The organism is Ascidiimonas meishanensis (assembly GCF_037782385.1).
GTDB classification, from domain to species: Bacteria; Bacteroidota; Bacteroidia; order Flavobacteriales; family Flavobacteriaceae; genus Ascidiimonas; species Ascidiimonas meishanensis.
Genome location: NZ_JBBEXD010000003.1, coordinates 86,335 through 106,801, shown reverse-complemented (window position 1 = coordinate 106,801; position 20,467 = coordinate 86,335). Strand labels below are relative to the sequence as shown.

At 34.8% G+C, this 20,467-nt stretch carries 20 protein-coding genes; 4 read left to right on the top strand and 16 right to left on the bottom strand.

From position 1 onward, the window contains the following. Positions 1 to 102: 102 nt before the first annotated feature. The 5 genes from WBG07_RS05545 to WBG07_RS05525 form a co-directional block, all read right to left on the bottom strand. Entirely contained in the window at positions 103 to 936 is an 834-nt protein-coding gene (locus WBG07_RS05545) for a sterol desaturase family protein (protein ID WP_340199526.1), read from the bottom strand. Next, on the bottom strand, positions 936 to 1,307 hold the full coding sequence (locus WBG07_RS05540) for a hypothetical protein (RefSeq protein WP_340199525.1): 372 nt from the start codon (positions 1,305 to 1,307) through the stop codon (positions 936 to 938). Before WBG07_RS05540 ends, WBG07_RS05545 begins: the two co-directional genes overlap by 1 nt. Positions 1,308 to 1,310: 3 nt before the next feature. Further along, the gene (locus tag WBG07_RS05535; protein ID WP_340199524.1) at positions 1,311 to 2,672 is read right to left on the bottom strand and encodes an OmpA family protein; all 1,362 of its coding nucleotides are present in this window, start codon (positions 2,670 to 2,672) and stop codon (positions 1,311 to 1,313) included. A gap of 687 nt (positions 2,673 to 3,359) precedes the next feature. Further along, positions 3,360 to 4,238, bottom strand: a complete 879-nt coding sequence (locus WBG07_RS05530; RefSeq protein ID WP_340199523.1) for a hypothetical protein — start codon at positions 4,236 to 4,238, stop codon at positions 3,360 to 3,362. 310 nt (positions 4,239 to 4,548) lie between these two features. Continuing rightward, on the bottom strand, positions 4,549 to 5,484 hold the full coding sequence (locus WBG07_RS05525) for a nicotinic acid mononucleotide adenyltransferase (RefSeq protein WP_340199522.1): 936 nt from the start codon (positions 5,482 to 5,484) through the stop codon (positions 4,549 to 4,551). A 127-nt stretch (positions 5,485 to 5,611) separates the two neighbouring features. On the opposite strand from WBG07_RS05525, the gene WBG07_RS05520 reads away from it, so the two are divergent. Further along, positions 5,612 to 6,613, top strand: coding sequence for an NAD(P)H-dependent glycerol-3-phosphate dehydrogenase (locus WBG07_RS05520; protein ID WP_340199521.1), 1,002 nt, complete (start codon positions 5,612 to 5,614; stop codon positions 6,611 to 6,613). Between the two features lie 189 nt (positions 6,614 to 6,802). On the opposite strand, the gene WBG07_RS05515 is transcribed toward WBG07_RS05520, so the two are convergent. Continuing rightward, positions 6,803 to 7,552, bottom strand: coding sequence for a hypothetical protein (locus WBG07_RS05515; protein ID WP_340199520.1), 750 nt, complete (start codon positions 7,550 to 7,552; stop codon positions 6,803 to 6,805). A 326-nt stretch (positions 7,553 to 7,878) separates the two neighbouring features. Next, positions 7,879 to 9,015 carry an ATP-binding protein gene (locus WBG07_RS05510; RefSeq protein WP_340199519.1) on the bottom strand — a complete coding sequence of 379 codons (1,137 nt, stop codon included), beginning with the start codon at positions 9,013 to 9,015 and terminating at the stop codon, positions 7,879 to 7,881. Positions 9,016 to 9,183: 168 nt separating this feature from the next. On the opposite strand from WBG07_RS05510, the gene recJ reads away from it, so the two are divergent. Next, the gene (recJ, locus tag WBG07_RS05505; RefSeq protein WP_340199518.1) at positions 9,184 to 10,890 is read left to right on the top strand and encodes a single-stranded-DNA-specific exonuclease RecJ; all 1,707 of its coding nucleotides are present in this window, start codon (positions 9,184 to 9,186) and stop codon (positions 10,888 to 10,890) included. Positions 10,891 to 10,895: 5 nt separating this feature from the next. Here recJ and WBG07_RS05500 read toward each other — a convergent pair whose 3' ends face one another. From WBG07_RS05500 to WBG07_RS05460, 9 genes are all read right to left on the bottom strand, one after another. Then, complete coding sequence (locus tag WBG07_RS05500; protein ID WP_340199517.1) at positions 10,896 to 11,777, bottom strand: alpha/beta fold hydrolase; 882 nt, start codon at positions 11,775 to 11,777, stop codon at positions 10,896 to 10,898. After that, the gene (locus WBG07_RS05495) at positions 11,758 to 12,525 is read right to left on the bottom strand and encodes a UDP-2,3-diacylglucosamine diphosphatase (RefSeq protein WP_340199516.1); all 768 of its coding nucleotides are present in this window, start codon (positions 12,523 to 12,525) and stop codon (positions 11,758 to 11,760) included. Before WBG07_RS05495 ends, WBG07_RS05500 begins: the two co-directional genes overlap by 20 nt. Before the next feature lie 52 nt (positions 12,526 to 12,577). After that, positions 12,578 to 13,030: a 6-pyruvoyl trahydropterin synthase family protein gene (locus WBG07_RS05490; RefSeq protein WP_340199515.1), complete on the bottom strand. Its 453-nt coding sequence runs from the start codon at positions 13,028 to 13,030 to the stop codon at positions 12,578 to 12,580. A gap of 124 nt (positions 13,031 to 13,154) precedes the next feature. Next, a complete protein-coding gene (locus tag WBG07_RS05485) occupies positions 13,155 to 14,078 on the bottom strand; it encodes an alpha/beta hydrolase (protein WP_340199514.1) in 924 nt (307 codons plus the stop codon). A 93-nt stretch (positions 14,079 to 14,171) separates the two neighbouring features. After that, positions 14,172 to 14,612, bottom strand: a complete 441-nt coding sequence (locus WBG07_RS05480; RefSeq protein ID WP_340199513.1) for a hypothetical protein — start codon at positions 14,610 to 14,612, stop codon at positions 14,172 to 14,174. After that, on the bottom strand, positions 14,609 to 14,956 hold the full coding sequence (locus WBG07_RS05475; protein ID WP_340199512.1) for a DoxX family protein: 348 nt from the start codon (positions 14,954 to 14,956) through the stop codon (positions 14,609 to 14,611). The genes WBG07_RS05480 and WBG07_RS05475 overlap by 4 nt, the downstream gene beginning before the upstream one ends. Positions 14,957 to 14,987: 31 nt before the next feature. Beyond that, entirely contained in the window at positions 14,988 to 15,389 is a 402-nt protein-coding gene (locus WBG07_RS05470; RefSeq protein WP_340199511.1) for an alkyl hydroperoxide reductase, read from the bottom strand. 43 nt (positions 15,390 to 15,432) lie between these two features. After that, positions 15,433 to 17,391, bottom strand: a complete 1,959-nt coding sequence (locus WBG07_RS05465; RefSeq protein WP_340199510.1) for an alpha-amylase family protein — start codon at positions 17,389 to 17,391, stop codon at positions 15,433 to 15,435. Beyond that, the gene (locus tag WBG07_RS05460; protein ID WP_340199509.1) at positions 17,388 to 18,341 is read right to left on the bottom strand and encodes a carbohydrate kinase family protein; all 954 of its coding nucleotides are present in this window, start codon (positions 18,339 to 18,341) and stop codon (positions 17,388 to 17,390) included. Before WBG07_RS05460 ends, WBG07_RS05465 begins: the two co-directional genes overlap by 4 nt. Before the next feature lie 172 nt (positions 18,342 to 18,513). On the opposite strand from WBG07_RS05460, the gene WBG07_RS05455 reads away from it, so the two are divergent. Together WBG07_RS05455 and WBG07_RS05450 are read left to right on the top strand one after the other, a co-directional pair. Next, positions 18,514 to 19,245: a metallophosphoesterase family protein gene (locus WBG07_RS05455; protein WP_340199508.1), complete on the top strand. Its 732-nt coding sequence runs from the start codon at positions 18,514 to 18,516 to the stop codon at positions 19,243 to 19,245. A 69-nt stretch (positions 19,246 to 19,314) separates the two neighbouring features. Continuing rightward, on the top strand, positions 19,315 to 20,451 hold the full coding sequence (locus WBG07_RS05450) for an SPFH domain-containing protein (protein WP_340199507.1): 1,137 nt from the start codon (positions 19,315 to 19,317) through the stop codon (positions 20,449 to 20,451). Positions 20,452 to 20,467 lie beyond the last annotated feature (16 nt).

Genomic DNA, 20,467 nt, shown 5'->3' with positions numbered 1-20,467 from the left:
TAGCCCAAGGAAAGCGCAAAAAACTGGCCTTTGCCATTGCCAAATCAGGATTCATAAATAATCATTCTTATAAAAATACTTTAGCTTGAAATTAAGAGATGTTTACTCGTTTTTTATCACACTACTTTGTGGGGCGTTTGTTTTTAATTTATTCCAAATTCGTTTTGGCAATAATGGCTCCAAAAGTTGTCCCAGATATGAACTGGGTATTTCTTCTCTTATTCCAAACTTTTCTGGTTCTTTATCAGGACATTTATAGGTGCCAAATATCACATCCATAATGGGAGAAATGTTTGCATAATTACCAGCTCTTCTATCTAAGTCATGATGCCAATGGTGCAGCTCAGGAGCTCCAATTAATATTTTTATAGGACCATGTGGCACTCTTACGTTTGAATGAATATAAATTGCCCATATTCCACGAAAAGCAATTATGCCGGCTATTGATTCTAGTGGAAATCCCATTATAAATGCTGGTAAATTTATTAGACCAATAGTGTAGATTGAATCAATAGGATGTTCTCTATGTGCTGCTAACCAATCTAAACTTTCTGCACTATGGTGAACTTTATGAAATCTCCATAAAAAATCAACATGGTGCTGTAACCTGTGTCCCCAATAAATTAGAAAGTCACTTAAAATTAAAACTTCTAAAACTTGTAATAAGTATGGTTGATTCCCAACTTTTGATTGAAATGAATTTGGAATAATTGATGTTAAAAAGTCTGCAAAATTATTGAGTGTCCATAAAATCAATCCACTCCAAATAAGGTATTGTCCCACAAAAAAACAGAAATCCAGTACCCATTTTGATCTAAAAAATTTTTGACTTTTTTTTGCAGGGAACACCTTTTCCATTGGGACAAAAACTGCCATTAGAAAAATAAAACTAACTACCGTAGCTTCCATTATTTTAAATATTTCATTTTCAGTCATTATTGTTTTATGGAATCTAATAGAGTTGAATCTATTTCAGTGGAATTAAAAACTTCTGGGTTAAAAATAATCACAGATTTTGAGCTGGAAATAATAGGCTTATACGTTAATGTTGAATCTACAGGAAGTATGGTGTCTGTTTGGATATTTTCGGTGTGACTGTCTGAACTATTTGTATTGACAGCCTCTTTATTTGTAAAATAGCTAGTTCTGTACATTACAAAAACAATGATTAGTGTAAAAAATAATAATAAAGTTATTCCCTTAATAGTTTTGTTTTTCATGCTTTCTGTTAAATAACGCCTAACGGCTCTTGTATGTTGCGTTTGCATCCCGCAGGGTGCATACGCATTATACAAACTGTTATACACTTTTTATATTTTTATTAATTCTACTCGTCTATTTTTTGCTCTTCCATCAACAGTATTATTGGTCTCTATAGGTTTAGTTTCTCCATACCCACTAGATTCAAGTTGTACTTTTTTTACACCATAATTCGTGGTGAGTACTTTTACTACTGCTTCAGCTCTTTCTTGCGACAAACTTTGGTTGTAATTATCATCCCCTTGTGAATCAGTATGACCTTCTATACGGATTTTAATGGAAGGGTCAGCGTTTAGCATTTTTGCAATTTCTTTTATTAAAGGATAGGACTCTTCTTTAATTTTACTTTTGTTAGTGTCAAAATATATTCCATAAAGTATAATTTTACCTGTTTTATTTAAGGATTTTTTGATAGTTACATTATCTAAAGATGAAGTAACAGTAAATGAAATTGGTACTAGTAGTTCTGGCCCTGTTTCGGCATAAAACATTTTTGCTAGATATTGTCCTTTGGTAGAAGGAGCACTAAACTTTAATTGCCCTTTTAGTTTTGGTTGTAGATAATGGTAATCAAAATACTTAGTGTATGTTTTTATTTCTTTTTCATTCTTAAACAAGCCTATCCATGCACTTTCTGCTAAATCTTCATGACCAACATAGTTTACAATAATTTCTTCTTCTGGGTCATACGCTTTTTTATTTAAGGTAAAAGCTATTCCAGGTAAGTTGGGTTGACCGGTTCTAAATGGTATTTCTGTTATTAGCTCTCCAGGATCGGCTGAGTAAAACCTCAATGTATAATTGCCAGGCGTATCGGGTGCTGTAAAGGTAAGGTTGCTATTATATGGTTCTGTAATATATTCATAAGAATTATAACCGTTAGGACTTGATACGTTTTTATCCGATTCAAATATTCCCAGCCATGAGCGTGAATCCATTTTATATGTTGTTGTAATATTGACCTTAAATTCTTGAGAAGGTTTTATTTTATCGGTAAGGATTGTAATTGTGTATTGATTGGGCTTTACCGCTGTCACATTAAATTTTATAGCTTTCACGAAATCTCCTGGGTCGGCCGAATATAGTCTTAATTCATATTCTCCTAATTCTACCGGAGCAGTCATTTCAATTTCATCACTTTTTTGATCTCTCACATATATATAAGAATTATAACCAGAAGGATCTTTTTGATTCAAATTGGGTTTGAAAATGCCTAGCCAAGCGCGTTCATTCATCTTGGCCGCACCATTTACATTTACTTGGAATGCTTGACCAGCTTTAATGTCTTTAGTAAGAATGCGTATTGAAATGTCTTGACCATTATAGGAATCATGTGTTAAAGGATGCAAGGCAAAAAGAAAATGGGTATGAAATAGAAGTATAATGCTTATCGAAAGGAGTTTTATTCTCATAGTTCTAATATTGTGCATAACGGCAGTTGGTCTCAAAAATACCCTGAATTTGGATTAAAAATACGTATTTCTACTTTTGCTTGTGAGAAAACGCTAAATTTTAGCGGTTGTATATGTCTTGGTTCAAAAAATCTAAGAATTGATTTTCTACCTTTTTTTACTGGAATTAGAAGAGTTTTTACGCTGCTAAAGATTTTTCTGAGGGTTTTAATTTGCCCTTTAAAACTTCAATGTTTGGGTAAGAGTACTCAGGAGAAAAGTTTAGCGTCACCTATTCCCGTGAGCGGTATGAACGTAACAATATAAGAGTAGTTGCAAAGGCGATATATGAAAGGGAAACGACAAAGCGAGGTAAAACCTGTTTTTGGAAATTTAATCCAATTTATGGGGTTAAATAAGATCAACACTCTGGACATTCAGCAGGCTAATGAGTGTATGTACCTATCCGCAATTGCTTATAACCTTTCGACAAAATGCTCAGGGCAAGTCTCAAGAAGTATCTGAAGTTCACACAAAATAAGGTGAAAAGCAGGGCGAAAAGTACCGCTTTTATTTTAATCTGAAAAACAACTTTATACCCTATAAATACATTCCTTTTAATGGACTTAAATTTTGCACTCTCAAAACCTGTTTAAAATAAAAAAACTGCTTGTTTTTTAACTCAGTTCTTTGTTGTACACAGTTTTTTTATATTTCTTTATCCGATATCCATTTATCCAATACTATAGGAATTGTTTTTTCTGGATATTGAAAATCAAATTGATGATATAATTTCCCAACTAAATCAGTTTGTAATGATTTTAGGGTTTTATCTTTTAGTAATAAGACTGGTTTGTTCAAAGCCATCATATACCCAATTTCAAGCGACACATTTGGATTAAATTCATCTGTGTTTATTCTGTCAAATAATGCAATCCCAAAAGAACATCCTTGCATATAAGTCTTTATATTTTCAAAAAGGTCATCTGCATACCATTTATCATCTGCTCTCAACAAGGTTATTCCCTTTTCAGAAAGATGAGATTTTAATACATCTATTATTTCCTTTTGGATTTTTGAATCCTCAAATTTCATCATTAAAAACCCACATTTTTCTGTAATTGGATAGTCCTTTCTAAACCTCTTTAACGATAAAGAAAGTTCATCACTTATTGTTGGTTGATTACTTTTTAATAATGTCAAATCTTCCTTATAAACCGATATTTTTATAGATGTTTCTTCTATTAAGTCCTCGTCATCATATTCACTGTCGTTTATTTTTCTGAAATATTCTGGTTCGATGGTTATTGAACCTTGTAAATATTCTACATCTTTAAGACAGTCATACGAATGTCTAAACTCTTTTAAATTAAATATCCATTCTCCTGTTAAATTTTTAGCTGGTCGTAAATATGAAATATTGTTGTCTTGAAGAATTCTATAGAATCGTCTCAATATTTCGTGTTTACTTAAATCCGAATTTTCTTTGTAAAATATGAATACAGGACTGTCATTTGGTATTCCATCATAATTTGGATATTGAATATCCAGATTTCCTACAAAATTTTTAAAATGGAATGGAAACATTAATTTTCTTCGTTTTTTAAATTATTTACAACTACTTAATATACGCACTTCATTGTGTTTATTTCTCTTTCAAATATAATCTATTTGCGTACATAAAAACAATACAGTATGGTACGTCATATAACCTTTACTGCTACTATCTTTATTCATTTTAACCAGAAATGAAAAAGTGATTGATGCCCCTCCCTCTTTTAAGCTGCATTACAACCAAATTACTATTCCTTAAAAGCCTTCAAAAAGAAACCGCCCTCTCGCTTTCGCTTAAGGGCGGTTTCCAAACTAAATAACCAACCAAAAAATCTTTATTTCTTTATTTTATTTTTACGCTTTTACGTTCGCTTTTTCTTTCCACATTCATAGTTCGCAATGCTTGCTTTTTACGTTTCTTAGGCTGCTCTCCTTTTAAGAACTGAGTATATCCTCTTCCTCTAAATTCATAGATGGTTCCTGAATCTGGATGGAACAATTCTATGGTTCTGTCATCTATAACGGTCAATTCAAAATAATCATTGCCTAGGAAGTCATAATCTAGTGTTAAAGTTTTTACGGTATTATCGCCCTGCACATTAAACACCTCATACAACCCTTCATAGTCCCAAACTATATTAGCAATTCTCGTGCCATTCTCATCTATAGAAGATCTAAATATCTCTGCATTGGTATTAGAAAAGAACTGTAAAAATGTTTCTTCATCAAATTCATTAAGGGCTCCAAAATCACTGGTATAGGTTTTCTCCCATGCTTGGTATTCTTGTAAAAAATATTGAATGTTTTCATAGAACAACCTGTCGTAATCAAAGTTATTGATTTGATACCCTTCTAGGTAATAAGAGGTATTAGACGCTCTGTGATACAATCTTATTTCTCTTGAGTTTAACTGGATCACTTCCAATCGCCAGAAACCATCTGCATCGTGATCTATATCTAAGGTGCTTCCGTAGGCATCATAATTACCCACATCTATTCCAAATCCATTGCCCGTATTTCCAAAACCTACTAAATTATTGTTTGCGGTTAGTACCCCAAAGTCAAAACTCACGGTAAACGCTTTTTGTAAAAAAGGCACCTCTCCACTACCGGTAGTACGATTGATATCTACATACCATACATCATGAGAGGTTAATAACTGATTCAGGCTAAGGCCGGGTTCATCAATAAAATCATCTGCAATAATGATGTCCGCTTCACAGGAAACTAAAAACATTCCCAATACTAAAGTTCCGAATAAGAGTCTAAGTGCTTTCATAAGCCTACCATTTTAAATTACAATTATCTATAAACAAGCACCATGCCAAAAATTTAAAATGCTGATAATCAGCACTCCATGTTTTAGACTATTTTTTGATTACTTTTGAAAAACCAACAAACACTTTATGAGTTCACCTTTAAAATTTGCTGTAGTAGGTGGTGGTAGCTGGGCTACCGCCATTGTTAAGATGCTCACTTCTAATCTGGATGAAATTGGCTGGTATATGCGAAGTGTTTACGCGAAAGAACATATTTTAAATGCCAAACACAATCCCAATTATTTAAGCTCGGTAGAATTTCGTACAGAGCAGTTAAAACTCAGTAACGATATCAATGAAATTGCCGAATGGGCAGATTATTTAATTTTTGCCATTCCCTCTGCATTTTTACATGAAGAATTAAAAAAACTCACGGTTTCTATTCAAGACAAGGTGATTTTCTCTGCTATTAAAGGGATTATTCCAGAAACCGGCCTCATTGTGGGGGAGTATTTCCATAAACAATACGATATTCCTTTGGAGAATATTGGGGTTATTACAGGACCTTGCCATGCAGAAGAAGTGGCGTTAGAGCGTTTGTCTTATTTAACGATTGCCTGTGCAGATGATAAAAAGGCACAAATTATGGCAGACAGGCTTCAAAACCACTATATCAATACAAAAACTACAGATGATATTATAGGCACAGAATATGCCGCCGTATTAAAGAATATTTATGCTATTGCCGCAGGTATAGCGCACGGTCTTGGTTATGGAGATAATTTTCAAAGTGTGTTAATGAGTAATGCCATTCGTGAAATGAGGCGCTTTATAAAACGGATTCATAAAATGAAACGTAATATCAACAATTCTGCCTATTTGGGTGATTTGTTGGTAACAGGTTATTCGGTTTTTAGCCGAAATAGGATGTTTGGCAATATGATAGGAAAAGGATATACCGTGAAAAGTGCGATGATGGAAATGAATATGGTGGCTGAAGGTTATTATGCGACTAAAAGTGCACATCTTATTACCGAAAAACAAAAGAGAAAAACAAAGACCCCTATTATTGATGCAGTCTACCAAGTCTTATATGAAGGCAAGGAGGCGAAAACAGTTTTTAAAAAACTCACTGAAAAATTAGATTGATTCTTATAGAACAATTCTTTTTACACTCATTTTCTTTTTGTATTTGTTTATTACTGCTTCTTTTTACGGTCTGGTTACTTCTAAGCAAATAAGGAGACAGGAGCCCATCAAAATTCCTTATTATACGTTTGGTAGCTATGATCAAAATACCCATTATTAAAATTGCCCCCGATGATGTTACTCCATTTTTCAAAGGCTTTTTCCTCTTTTATTCTTCTTACTAATTTCCTTTTTATCAGAATCATTTGCCCCAGCCGTAGGTGCCGTATCATTGCGTTTACTTATATTTAAAGGAGTTTGTAGGGCGTCAATTGATGGATTATTTACGCTCGTATTTTGCGCAACATTCTGCTGACCTTGGTTATTGGGTGAAGATAAAATCCTCTTGTTATTTTTTGGTGTAAAATGTTCACTTAAAACTATACCAAGAACTTTTTCTTTAAATTCTATACCTTCGTTACTATTGGCTTCTAATCCTGCTATAACTTCTTTTAAGTTTCTTTTTTCTGTCAATTGATCATAAGCCTCTTTTATTTCCTGTTTTTGCTCGGGGTTCAATTTTTTTTGCACATCAGAATCAAACTGAAGGTCCATTATAAATGGTTCATTAGGACCCAAAATATCAATACCTACTAGGTCTTCAATCGCTTCGGGTAATTGCGCCAATTGATTATCAGCAATATCAATATCCAGTGCACCAATATTTCTTAGGTCACCAATTCCTTCGGGTAATTCTGTCAATTGATTATTAGGATTGAGAGCATCAAGATTTGTCAAGTTTGCAATCCCTTGGGAGATTACCGTTAATAGGTTTTCTAAAATACCCGGATTTTCTTGCTCTATTGCCTCTCTAAACACTTCTTGAACGTTTGGTTGATTTAATAGCTCTCGAGAGAGTGTTTCGGGATTTGTTGATGAAGTGTCTTCAGAATTTTGCATAATAATTAAAGTATGTTCAAATAGAATATTTCTCTATTAAAATGAATCTATAGTGATCTACCATTCAGATGATCATTTTAAAAATACACAAAAAAGTTGTTTTAAAAAATTAAATTTACAGGGCAAACTCATACTTCTTTAGTTAAAAAAGCTAACCTAACGCGAGTACTATACAAAATATAATTTCAAAATTTTTAGATTATTACTTTCATTTTCTTTGCACGCACAAGGGCGAACGTAAAGAAAATAGCTAGTAGCTGTTTTTAGTGAAGCAGCCAGGCGGCGTGGGGAAAACAAAAGAATCCCGAAGGAAGTCGGGAGCCCTTTTAAGTATACCTTACTTTTCTAAGCACTCGCAAAGCTTCTTTTAAGGAAGCATAAATATTTTTATCATATTCTTTTACCAGCCATCTGTACTCTTCTAGCATAAATTTAGCACCTTCAAAACCATTTAAATAGCAAATCAGATAGGTAGCTGGCATATTTTTAAAGTCTTTTACCTCAGCCTTTGAAAAAGGTGTTTTCTTTTTAAGCTTATCCATCAATACATTATTCGAGTTAAATAAATGGAACAGCATTTTTTTATCAAACTGTGGTGGTTCAAAAATAAGTTGTGAATCTACCTTATAAGTCCCATTATCATTAAAGGTGATCTCCATTTTTTCTAAAGGATAATATTTTTGCTGCTTATTTAAGCCTAATTGTACATACTCTGTTGTAGTAAATGAATGCGCATCATAGGTGATTTCTACCTCATCTAAGGCAGAATAAAATAATTGTTTCCGCTCATTAATCAGTTCAATGTCTAATCTGGAATAATAGACTCCGTGCTTCGTCTTTTTTGCATTACCTGCCCAACACACTACAAACTGCTCTTTAAAAACCTTGTAATGTGATTCAAGATCTTTGTGCCTGTTATTAATAAAATCAATCACTCCATCTAGCGTGAGTTCAATATTATTTCTTGCATGCTGTTCAATGGCCGCTACAATATCACTGTTCGTATCTTGAATTTTAATATCAAATACCTTAGGCATGCTAATACTTCCATCTCTTAAAAAGACGCTACCTCCCCAGTATTTCCAAATGTTTTTGCGCAGCGCACAAATTTTTCCGGAAGAACGTATGGTCACCAACCCTACCACCTTTCCCTCAGGTAAATCAGGAAACGGAATATTTTCATAACTAATTAAAGGAGCATTGTCTAAATAGGCATTTACCAAATTCTGAATTTTACTATCGTCAAAAAAATCTACGCCCGTAATCTGGTTATCTTCATCTTCTACCCCTACTACTATATAAGAGTTATTTTCTGGATTAGAATTGGCAAGTGCGCATACATGCTTTAAAAATTTAGCTTTCCCCTCTTTTTCTCCTATATTGATAAATCGCTTTTTGTCATAAAAACTATTCTCGTCGTTATGAGCTAGTAGGTTTTTCACTAAAAGGCGCTTGTTAATCATACGTTATAGCGTAGTGTAGAGATCTTGGTTTATCTATAAACCGTTTTTAATACGATAGTTGATTCTGCTCTAAAATACAAAAAAGAAAAGACCACTGTAAGCTAAAAGTGTTAACAAAAGCTTTTTAAACCTTTGTGGGAAATCTCTATAAATAGGTATTTTTGAAGTATGAGTATAAAACAGCGATGGACTATAAAACCTATTCCGCCAGAAGACAAAACAACGGAGCTTGCCAAAGTACTTGGGGTTGATTTACTTATTGCACATTTGCTGATGCAAAGAGGTATTGAAACTTTTGAAGAAGCCAAAAATTTCTTTCGCCCGTCGCTAGACCATCTTCACGATCCTTTTTTAATGAAGGATATGGACAAAGCAGTCTTACGTATAGAAAAAGCAATGGAAGATGATGAAAATATTCTTGTTTTTGGCGATTATGATGTAGATGGCACTACCGCAGTATCTTTAATGTCTTCTTACCTAAAAACGAGATACGAAAATATTGCTACGTATATTCCAGATCGTTATGAAGAAGGGTATGGAGTTTCCTATCAGGGAATTAATTATGCCCATGATAATGATATTACTTTAATCATTGCCTTGGATTGCGGAATTAAAGCGATTGAAAAAGTAGCGTATGCAAAAGAAAAAGGAATTGATTTTATTATTTGCGATCACCATAGACCGGGCACTCAGATACCGGATGCAGTTGCGGTACTGGATCCTAAACAAGATGATTGCACCTACCCTTATGATGAATTATGCGGTTGTGGTGTAGGTTTTAAATTGATTCAGGCATTGGCTTCCCAAAAAGGCGAAGGCATAAAAGTGTTAATACCTTACTTGGATTTGGTTGCTACTGCTATAGCTGCCGATATTGTTCCCATTACTGGAGAGAACAGAGTGTTGGCGTATTACGGCATGAAAGTAATTAACAGCACACCCAGACCAGGCATTGCTGCGATTACGGCTCCTTTGAAAAAAAAGGAACTTACCATTACCGATGTGGTATTTATTGTGGCACCCAGAATAAATGCAGCAGGAAGAATGAAGCATGGGCTACATGCGGTTAATTTATTGACGGAAACAGATTTCAACATTGCTACCGAATTTGCAGCTGAGATTGAGCAATACAATCAAGAAAGGCGCAGTGCAGACCAACAAATTACGGAGCAGGCGCTTGCACAAATTGAAACAAATAAAGAACAGGAACGGTTTACTACAGTGGTTTACCAAGAAGACTGGCACAAAGGGGTAATTGGTATTGTTGCCTCCAGACTTACGGAAACCTATTACCGCCCTACCTTAGTATTTACAAAATCTGGTGAAAAACTGGCTGCTTCTGCACGTTCGGTTAAAGGATTTGACGTGTATAATGCATTGGAAGCCTGCAAGGATTGTATGGAGCAATTTGGAGGTCATAAATATGCTGCAGGACTCACCTTAAAAGAAGAACAATATGAATCTTTTAAAGATAAATTTGAAACAGTAGTTGCTCAAACTATTGATAAAAAACTGCTTACCGCAGAGGTTCTTATAGATGCAGAACTCTCTCTTGATCAAATTACTCCTAAATTCTACCGAATTTTAAAACAATTTGCCCCTTTTGGTCCTGGAAATATGTCTCCTACTTTCATGGCTCAAAATCTTCAGGATACAGGTTATGGAAAGACCGTAGGAGAAGATAAAACACATCTTAAATTAACCCTTACGCAAGCGGGGTATTCTGGAACACCTTTAGGAGCTATTGGATTTAATCTTGGCGACAAGCTTTCAATTACTACCCAACAAAAAACATTTAGCGCAGTATTTTCCATTGAGGAAAACGAGTGGAATGGAAATAACTCTTTGCAATTAAGACTTAAAGATATTTTATAGACTTTTTAATTTTCGCTTAACAATGTCAATAATTGAGCGGTTACCGCTTCTTGTTGCGTCCAAGGAATAAAGTGATTTTCTTTCTTAAAAGTGATTAGTTTAAAATCTGTTTCAGAGAATTGTAGGCTTGCGTATTTGGTATTTTCAAAGGGTACTATTTTGTCTTTTTTACCATGCATCATAATAATGGGGACGGTAATTTTTTTCCACTTTTTGTCCAGTTTTTTCAGTTCTTTGATATGGCTAAATTTTTCATCGGCAGAAACACGCCACGCCTTAGGAAGCATCCATCGGGTAGCTTTCCATCTTCCTACATGGGCAATTCCTATAATTTTCTCATTTTCTGGATCAATGGCAGGGGAAATGAGAAGAATTCCTATTATTTTCTTAGATAGAAGGGAAACATTGGCTGCTATAGGCCCTCCATAAGAGTGTCCGGCAACCACAATTTTATTTTCAGGAATGGTTTCAATTATTAAACTGGTAAGCCTGCTCTGTTCTTCAATGGAAGTAACTGAATTCCCAAAGTCTGAATAGCCATATCCTGGACGATCCATCGTATATAAAACCGCATTTTTTAAGAGCGTAGTATCTTTTAAATATTTGTAAAAAGCATCTCCAGAACCCGGTGCTCCATGAATAAATAAGATGGCATTTTGAGGATTTTTACCGCTACTACTTTTTACCACTCTAAGCTGCTTGCCACTGAGCGTATCTTGTATATAAATTATTTCTGCATGTACTGCGGCTTTATCAAAAAAACGTTTCGTTTTGGCATCAGATGTTCTAAAACGCATGCAAGAGGGAATTAACAAGAGAAAGAAGAAAATATACGTTAATGCCTGCGCAATCTTGTAGCTTCTTTTTTCAAATGGTATTTTGTTCATATTTCTTAAGATGCAATTGGGTACCATCAAATTCGCCATAGGTAAAATAACCTATCCAGTCTCCCAAATTAACATAGGTAGACGTATCTCCTACTTTTATTTCCATGGGCAGATGTCTATGCCCAAAAACAAAGTAGTCGTAATAATGTGTGGTTAACTTACGTTTGCAGTATTGTACTAGCCATTCATTTTCTTCACCAAGAAATTTAACATCATCATCACCAGATATTAACTTGTTTTTTACAGATAAGTATTGGGCTAATCTTACGCCTAGATCTGGATGCAACCATCTAAAAAACCATTTAGATATGGGATTGGTAAATACTTTTTTCATGCGTTTATACCCTTTATCTCCAGGGCCTAGCCCGTCTCCATGCCCAATAAAAAATTTGGCTTGGTTAAATGTAAATTCCTGTGGCTTATGAAAAACTGGAATATTTAATTCTTCTTCAAAATACCCATTCATCCATAAATCATGATTCCCTACAAAATAGTAAACAGGTATTCCACTATCGGTTATCTCTGCAAGTTTGCCTAGCGTTCTGGTAAAGCCCTTAGGCACTACGGTACCATATTCAAACCAAAAATCAAAAAGGTCTCCTAGTAAAAAAATAGCGGCTGCATCTTTCTTTACCTCATCCAGCCATTGAACAAACTTTTGCTCTCTTGGAAAGCTCTTTTCACGGGTGGGCGCTCCTAGGTGATTATCGGAAGCAAAATATACTTTTTTACCTTCAGGGATTTTCATTCCTTAAAATTGTTAGGTAAATATAACAGAATTGAACGTAAACTTTTAATCATTATGTATTATCAGAAGCATACCATTCTGCAAAAGACGTTTCTGTTTCCTGAAGTTTTAATGAATATAGTTTAACGGCTTCTGGCAAACGCTTCTTAATTTTTTCAGCAAAATCAATCACCATATTTTCACTAGTGGGCTGATAATTGGCTAGAATCACATTATGTCCGCGATCTGAAAGTTCCTTTGCAAGTTCAATATGTGGAGTATTTTTATTGAATACGGTGGCATGATCAAAAACATCTACAATATCTTCTTTGACAATTTTTTTTAAATCGCCAAAATCAATCACCATTCCATATTTCACATTTGAAGTATCTGTAATGGGTGTTCCAATAACCGTAACCGATAGTTTATAGCTGTGGCCATGGACGTTTCTACATTTTCCATCATAACCATACAAGGCATGACCTGTTTCAAAATTAAACTGCTTAGTGATACGAATGGTACTCATATGCTTAAAGAAACTTGCTCTAGGTTGTTTTTACAAAGGTATTCATTTTGCAAAAGTAACGATGCTAAAACTTATAACATCTGTTTTTCATGAATGCTTTTGCGATTTCCTAAATAGCATTCCTTTATTTTTTCTTCAATAAAAATTCTAAAGGAATATGTAAACGCTGCTTCCATGAATTTTCAGAGTGATCATCGCCTTTAAAAACCTTTGTTATCCAGTTCTTACGTGTGAAACCCTTACTTTTTAAAATAGAATCTGCTTGCTTTTGGATAGATGGGTAAAGTGCATCCAGTGTTTCTGTACCATGATCAAAATAAAACTTATGTGTTTTTGGATCTGGCAAAGCTTCTGATAAATAAGTCATAAAAGCTTCCGGTACCGGATTATTCTCTAAAGTAAAAAGACCTGGCCAGTGTGTTGAAATACATGCAGCTCCACCAAACACTTCTGGATATTCACATATGGCGTACATAGAAATAAGTGCGCCCATACTGGAACCCGCAATAAAGGTATGCTCTTTCTCTGGTCTGGTTGCATAGCGTTCATCAATTAGTGGTTTGAGTTCTTCTACTAAAAATCTAAGATAATTATCAGACTGCATCTTCACACCTTTATATCCGCGATCATTTTTTAAGATATCGTTATAAATAGAATCTCTTTTATGCTGCGGAATCGCTTCAAAGGCTTTCTGAGGAAAATATTCAAAATGTCTAAGTTTTTGTCCGTTCCATATGCCCACCACAATGCACTCCCTTATTTTCTTTTCAGAAATTAATTGGTTTACGGTCTCATCTACACCCCATTCTTGCTTATTCCAAGTAGTAGTAGAATCAAAAAGCATTTGACCATCTTGCATATACAATACATCGTACTTTTTCTCAACTGTATAATTTTCTGGAAGCCAAACATCTACATTTCTAGCAGCCACATATTTAGAAGGAAGACTATCAAATTTTTGAATAACGCCAAAAGCAACTTTTGGCAATTGCTGTGCATTCATAGTGATGATTGTAAAAATGAGGACTAGGGGAAGTATTAGTTTCATCTGTAGGTAATTTACAGACAATATCGTAAATAATTCTTAATCCCAATGAAACGGGAAGCACTTCTTTTTAAGTTTTTTAAGAATCCTCATTTATTAGAAATAGATTAGATCTGAATTTAAAATTATTGATTTATACACTCCACATAGAAATATTAACGTCCAAAGAGCGGTACGATTCCAGTTAGTTCTAATTAATTTTTCTGTACTTTCAGGAATATGGGTTCCATCTGTTAAATTTTTATGCAGAGGAACCGCTTGAGTAAGTGTTAATATCCATGTGAATAAAACCAATACAAAAGAGATAAGGGTATACCAATTGTTATTCTCAAAAAGTTGTAAACTGTGTAAAAATAATTGCCCTAACATTAATGGAGCTACTACAAAGGTAATAAGACTGGTATATTTTGGGTGCCAATACAGTAGTCTTGCCTCCTGATAATGGCGGAATCCCGGATAGATAATTAATTGTACCATCCAGATAAGAACTACTAACCCAAAGTCTACCATAAGGCGCAAGAGTTCAATTAGATTCATGATTTTAGGGTTTTAATGGTGCCTACAAACCAGGCCCAATATATTAACAACGGATGAATAAGGAGTAATCGTATATAAGCAATCCAAGGACTTACACAAAGGCTATTTTCTGCACAACTTCCTGTTTGTATGAAATAAACATGGGAGGGGATAAAAGCAACTAATAAAATTATAATTCCTAAAGAAGCTATTTTTCGGGTTTTTATAGAAAGAAGCAGTAATGCAAAAAGAATCTCTACCATACCGCTTAGTGTATTGATCTCATTGGGGTATGGCAAATAGTCTGGTATAAGCGGTAAATAGAATTGCGGATTCACAAAGTGATACAGTCCTGCTGTTAGCAAGAAAATAATTAAAAAATATAAAGAAAATTTTTTAATCACTTAGCTTCCATTGATGTTCTACATGTACTTTTTGAAGAATCAAAAAGAAAGGAATCCACCATATTAAATCGTTTGTAATCAACGTATAACTAAATTCAAAAGGAACGATGCCTTGTAGATAATTAAATACAAAGCCTAACGGACCAAATATTTTACCGAGAAACCCAACCGCAATAATAGGCCAATGTCTCATAGCGTCAAAAGATGCCCACCAATATCCAAGACCATATACGCCAATTACCATGCCCATGCCCTGCCAAACCATTGCATGGTTAAGCGGTTCCATACCTACTAAATTAAAAAAATGATCTGGAAAAAGTACCACCCAGGCACCCCATAGAATATTATAAACGGCTGCGAGTTGCATCACCCGCTTCGCTTGCAATTTTGTCATAGCTTTTTATGCAAAGATAAGCATATAGGCTTGTAACCCGAAGTTACTTTTCTCTTTTCAACCAAAGGCATTCATAAGGATCAACAACCAAGTAGGCTCCTTTTAATTTAACCGTTTTTCCCGTAATTAAATTGGTTACACCATTTGATATGTTAAAACTTATTTTATGAAGCCACCATGCATCTAATAATTCTAAAGTAGCATTGAAATTGCAGATCACTAAAATATTACCATACTGAGGACTCCATCTGGTATACGCAAAAATATGCCCGTTTGGACAATACTCTAAAGTACAATTATTAGTGTCTGCAAAAACTGGAAGCGTTTTACGCAAGCCTATTAGTTTCTTTAAATGATGGTAAATGAGAGCTTGTGGATGCTCTTTTTCTGTTAGTTTTGAAACTACATCCCAATTCATTTTTGGCCTGTTGAGCCACCTATTATCATCCTTTTTATTCGCATCTTCCAAAAAAGAATAATCATTTAAGGTTCCTATTTCGTCACCAGAATAAATCATAGGAATACCACCATAGCTTAAAATAATAGCATGCAACATATTTATTTTGTTGACCGCTAATCTTATTTTATAATGATCTTCTTCTTCAATAGCAGTTTCCAAGCCCGCGAGTGAAGCCAAAGAACCTGTAATTCGGCCATCTCCATTCTCTGGATTATACATAAAAAGCATTCCTTTGGCGGGTGAATTTTTATACCCTCGGCAGTAATAGTCTAAGATATATTGGCGGTGCAAATAAGGGTTTTTGCCTAATTCATTAATATGACCATCTTCAAAGCCAAGACCTATATCATCATGGCATCTTGCGTAGTTAATCCACGTGCAGTTATCTGGTTTTTGGGGTACATTTTCAATACTTTTATAAAGAAGGTTTGTTTCAGTGGTAGCAATTGACTCCCATAATAATGCCATTAAAGTGGCATTATAGGCTATCTCACATTCGTTACCCTTCATAGCACCTTCTCCAAAATATTTTACGATTTCTTTGGGAGCAACTATCGCTTCCGCTAAATAAACCATCCCTGGTGCTATTACTTGCGTACACAACCTGAACAATTGAGTAAGCATATGCGCTTCTGGTAAGTTTTGCGAAGTAGTTCCTTCCCTTTTCCATAAAAAAGCCAGTGCATCAAATCTAATAATATCTACTCCCAGATTTCCTAGTGCAATAAGATTTCCGAGCATTTCAACAAACACCTCAGGATTGGTATAATTTAAATCCCATTGATAGGTATTAAAAGTAGTCATCACCCACTGTTCCATTTCTTTGCTGTAGGTGAAGTTACCCGGAGCAGTAGCAGGAAACACTTCTAGCATGTCTCTATCAAACCTATCTGGAATAGTTCTATCTGGAAAAGTATAATAGTAATTCTGATATTTTTGATCTCCTTCTTTTGCCTTTAACGCCCATTCGTGATTATCTGCGGTATGATTCACAACAAAATCCAGCATCAAAACCGTATTTGTTTTACGTAATTTGGCTGTAAGCTTTTTTAAATCGGTATTCGTTCCAAAACTGGAGGCTACTTTTGTGTAATGGGTTACAGCATACCCTCCATCATTTTCACCTTTAGGACGCTCCATTAAAGGCATTAGGTGTAAAAAATTGATTCCTAAATCCTCAAAATAGGGAAGTTTAGCCATCAATCCTTTTAAGTTTTTATTAAACAAGTCTACATATAACTGCATCCCAACTTGTTTTTCACTTTGATACCATTGCGGATTTTGAACTCTTTCTATATCTAAAACCTTAAGATCTTCCGGGCGATTTTTAAAATTTGTATATAAGGAAAGTAGTAACTGTTCAAAGTTTTGTTGGTGGCTTTTTTTATCAAACAAGGAAAAGAAAATTTCTCTAATTAGAGGAAAATTACTTGCCAACCGCAGTTCAAAAGCTTTAGAGCCTTTATTTTCAGGCAATGTAATTTTCTTTTGATACTTTTCTAAAAAAGAATAGAGGGATTGATGATGACCAGCCTGACTCATAAAGCCAATGAGTTAAGTTGCATTTCATCTGGTAAAGCTGCAATGGCTCCGTAATTAGTAGTAGTAATTGCACCACATATATTTGCTCTTTTTACCATTTTCAAAAATAAAGATTCATCCTCAATAACACTTTCTGGTATCTCTTGCAGAGAGAGTTGCTTTAAAAGACATCCAATAAAAGCATCTCCTGCTCCTGTAGTATCTAAAGGGGTAACTGAAATACTTCCAACCGTAGTTTGATATGACTTGGTACTCACATAAGTTCCTTCCTTACCCAAGGTAATACAAATAGCTTTTGCCCCAAGATTATGCAGTACTGTACAAGCTTCTGGCAAAGTTGTTTTTCCAGATAAAAGAAAAGCTTCTTCCAAACTAAATTTCGCCAAATGGCATTTTGAAATAAAAGGTTTACATAAGGCAATAAACTCGGCATCTCTATCTTTCCAGAGATCTGTACGGTAATTAGGGTCAAAAGAAATAAACGCATTTCGTGAAATCGCATCTTCTAAATAGCGAGTATATGCTTTTTGTAAACTACCCCCCAACAAAGCGGTTGCAGCTCCAAAATGAAGTATCTCATTGTTAAATTGCGATGATAAATTTTCATCATAAGAAAGCTCCCTATCTGCTCCCCTGCTAAATACAAAATCTCGTTCTCCATCTTCTGCTAGAGAAACAAAAGCAAGGGTTGTAAAAGTGGAAATTTGTTGAACATATTCTACAGAAACCTTGTGTTTTTTCATTACTTCTATTAAAAAAGTACCAAAAGGATCTTCACCCACTGCGCCTACAAAATAACTTTGACCTCCTAATTTAGAAATGGCCGCAGCAACATTTGCAGGTGCTCCACCTGCTTTTCGGGTAAACTGATAAGCTTGAGTCAAGTCTTTGCCTTGTCTTTCCGCTACAAAATCAATAAGCATTTCTCCAATACAGTAAACGTTCTTCATATGTACTTCTGTGATATATTTCTTTCTGTGGTTAAAGTAAACAGAACTTTCTAATTTCGTTATTTTTGGGTTTTTGATTTCAAAATTCTTTTTAATAGAATATTTTTGAAACAGAGGTTAAAGATACAATTTGCTTTCAAATTTGTTAAGAAGGCGAATACAAAAAAAAGAGATGTTTAAAAGAAAACTTGTTATAGGTGACATTCATGGTGGCCTAAAAGCTCTAATCCAAGTATTGGAGAGAGCCAAAATTACGGTGGATGATCAACTTATTTTTTTAGGAGATTATGTGGATGGATGGAGCGAATCTCCTCAAGTTATTAAATTTTTAATAACACTTCAAAAAACCCATTCCTGCATTTTTATACGAGGAAACCATGATGAGCTTTGTTATAAATGGCTTAAACATGGATTTGACAATCCTATGTGGCTTTTTCATGGAGGCAAGGCAACTGTTACAGCCTATAACCAAATTGAAGCTCAAGAAAAAGAAGAGCATATCAATTTTCTTGAGAACTTAGATGATTATCATTTAGATAGTGATAACAAACTTTTTGTACACGCAGGTTTTACAAATGTACATGGCATTGAACGGGAATATTTTTCTGAAATGGTTTATTGGGATAGATCGCTTTGGGAAATGGCGCTTGCTTTGAATCCTTCGCTAACGCCAAAACATGAACTATACCCTAAGAGACTTACTCATTATAAAGAAATCTTTATTGGGCATACCCCAACTATTCGTATTGGAGAATCAGTGCCTGTGCATGCCGCAGGTATATGGAATGTAGATACAGGGGCTGCTTATGAACAACCACTCACTATAATGGACACTGCATCTAAAGAATATTGGCAGAGTGATCCTGTCTACCTATTATATCCAGATGAAAAAGGGCGCAATTAATTTGGTAACCGCTTACCAAAAATCAATAATTTTAGTAACTTAACCTTCCAATTTTAAAATTACACAATCATGGGACTTTTTGATGAGATTAAGAAAAAACTCAGTCATGAATTTATAGATATTATAGAGTGGTTAGACAATACCAATGACACACTTGTATATAGATTTGAGCGTTATCAGAATGAAATAAAAAACAATGCGAAGCTTATTGTACGCGAAGGACAAATGGCGGTCTTTATCAATGAAGGGCAATTAGCAGATGTTTTTAAACCTGGCACCTATACACTTAACACACAAAACTTACCTATCCTCACCACTTTAAAAGGATGGAAATATGGTTTTGACAGTCCGTTTAAAGCGGAAGTTTATTTTGTGAGTACCCGCTTGTTTACAGATGAAAAATGGGGTACTAAAAACGCCATCATGCTCAATGATGAACGCTTTGGACTGGTTGAAATAAGAGCTTTTGGAACCTTTAGTTTTCGTATTTCAGACCCCGGTAAATTCATCATTGATATTGTGGGTACCGATGGTCATTTTACCAGCTATGAAATTAATGAGCATCTTAAAAGTTTAATTGTTACCAGATTTACAGATACAGTAGGAGAGGCTAAAATTCCTATTGAATTATACGCTGCAAATACTACGGAGTTATCTGAAACTTGCCAAGAGGTAATGCAACCAGAATTTGGCCGTGTTGGGATTGAATTGGAAAAATTCTACATAGAAAATGTTTCTATGCCTGAAGAGCTCAAAAAAGAAATTTTTGAGTATAGCAGACTGGATAAGCTAGATATGACCAAGCTTTCTCAATTTAAAGCTGCGAAAGCAATGGAAGCCGCGGCAAAAAATGAAGGTGGAACTGCGGGTGCAGGAATGGGCATGGGAATGGGCTTTGTATTGGCTCAACAAATGGGTAATATGATGAATCCCGCAGTTGGACAAGCAACTGCTCAACCTGCACAAAACCCTTTGGTTGTACCACCTCCAATGCCTTTACAGGTTCAATATTATTACGCGGTTAACGGACAGCAAACCGGACCGGTTTCTTTTGATGTATTGAAAGATCTCTTTGCCAAAAGAAGTGTTAACAGAGATACATTGGTTTGGAAACAGGGTATGGAAAATTGGATAGCTTTGAAGGAAGTAGAAGAATTAAAACCTTTTCTAGGTGGTAGCACACCGCCGCCGTTGCCAAATGCCTAATCAGAAATTATTCTAA

What these genes read in the sequence shown, in the direction of transcription:
- WBG07_RS05480 (WP_340199513.1), bottom strand. Translation starts at nt 14,612, where the DNA reads ATGAATCTAATTGAACTCTTGCGCCTTATGGTAGACTTTGGGTTAGTA.
- WBG07_RS05520 (WP_340199521.1), top strand. Translation starts at nt 5,612, where the DNA reads ATGAGTTCACCTTTAAAATTTGCTGTAGTAGGTGGTGGTAGCTGGGCT.
- WBG07_RS05500 (WP_340199517.1), bottom strand. Translation starts at nt 11,777, where the DNA reads ATGAACAAAATACCATTTGAAAAAAGAAGCTACAAGATTGCGCAGGCA.
- WBG07_RS05530 (WP_340199523.1), bottom strand. Translation starts at nt 4,238, where the DNA reads ATGTTTCCATTCCATTTTAAAAATTTTGTAGGAAATCTGGATATTCAA.
- WBG07_RS05525 (WP_340199522.1), bottom strand. Translation starts at nt 5,484, where the DNA reads ATGAAAGCACTTAGACTCTTATTCGGAACTTTAGTATTGGGAATGTTT.
- WBG07_RS05545 (WP_340199526.1), bottom strand. Translation starts at nt 936, where the DNA reads ATGACTGAAAATGAAATATTTAAAATAATGGAAGCTACGGTAGTTAGT.
- WBG07_RS05485 (WP_340199514.1), bottom strand. Translation starts at nt 14,078, where the DNA reads ATGAAACTAATACTTCCCCTAGTCCTCATTTTTACAATCATCACTATG.
- WBG07_RS05470 (WP_340199511.1), bottom strand. Translation starts at nt 15,389, where the DNA reads ATGACAAAATTGCAAGCGAAGCGGGTGATGCAACTCGCAGCCGTTTAT.
- WBG07_RS05460 (WP_340199509.1), bottom strand. Translation starts at nt 18,341, where the DNA reads ATGAAGAACGTTTACTGTATTGGAGAAATGCTTATTGATTTTGTAGCG.
- recJ (WP_340199518.1), top strand. Translation starts at nt 9,184, where the DNA reads ATGAGTATAAAACAGCGATGGACTATAAAACCTATTCCGCCAGAAGAC.
- WBG07_RS05515 (WP_340199520.1), bottom strand. Translation starts at nt 7,552, where the DNA reads ATGCAAAATTCTGAAGACACTTCATCAACAAATCCCGAAACACTCTCT.
- WBG07_RS05510 (WP_340199519.1), bottom strand. Translation starts at nt 9,015, where the DNA reads ATGATTAACAAGCGCCTTTTAGTGAAAAACCTACTAGCTCATAACGAC.
- WBG07_RS05455 (WP_340199508.1), top strand. Translation starts at nt 18,514, where the DNA reads ATGTTTAAAAGAAAACTTGTTATAGGTGACATTCATGGTGGCCTAAAA.
- WBG07_RS05535 (WP_340199524.1), bottom strand. Translation starts at nt 2,672, where the DNA reads ATGAGAATAAAACTCCTTTCGATAAGCATTATACTTCTATTTCATACC.
- WBG07_RS05495 (WP_340199516.1), bottom strand. Translation starts at nt 12,525, where the DNA reads ATGAAAATCCCTGAAGGTAAAAAAGTATATTTTGCTTCCGATAATCAC.
- WBG07_RS05490 (WP_340199515.1), bottom strand. Translation starts at nt 13,030, where the DNA reads ATGAGTACCATTCGTATCACTAAGCAGTTTAATTTTGAAACAGGTCAT.
- WBG07_RS05450 (WP_340199507.1), top strand. Translation starts at nt 19,315, where the DNA reads ATGGGACTTTTTGATGAGATTAAGAAAAAACTCAGTCATGAATTTATA.
- WBG07_RS05465 (WP_340199510.1), bottom strand. Translation starts at nt 17,391, where the DNA reads ATGAGTCAGGCTGGTCATCATCAATCCCTCTATTCTTTTTTAGAAAAG.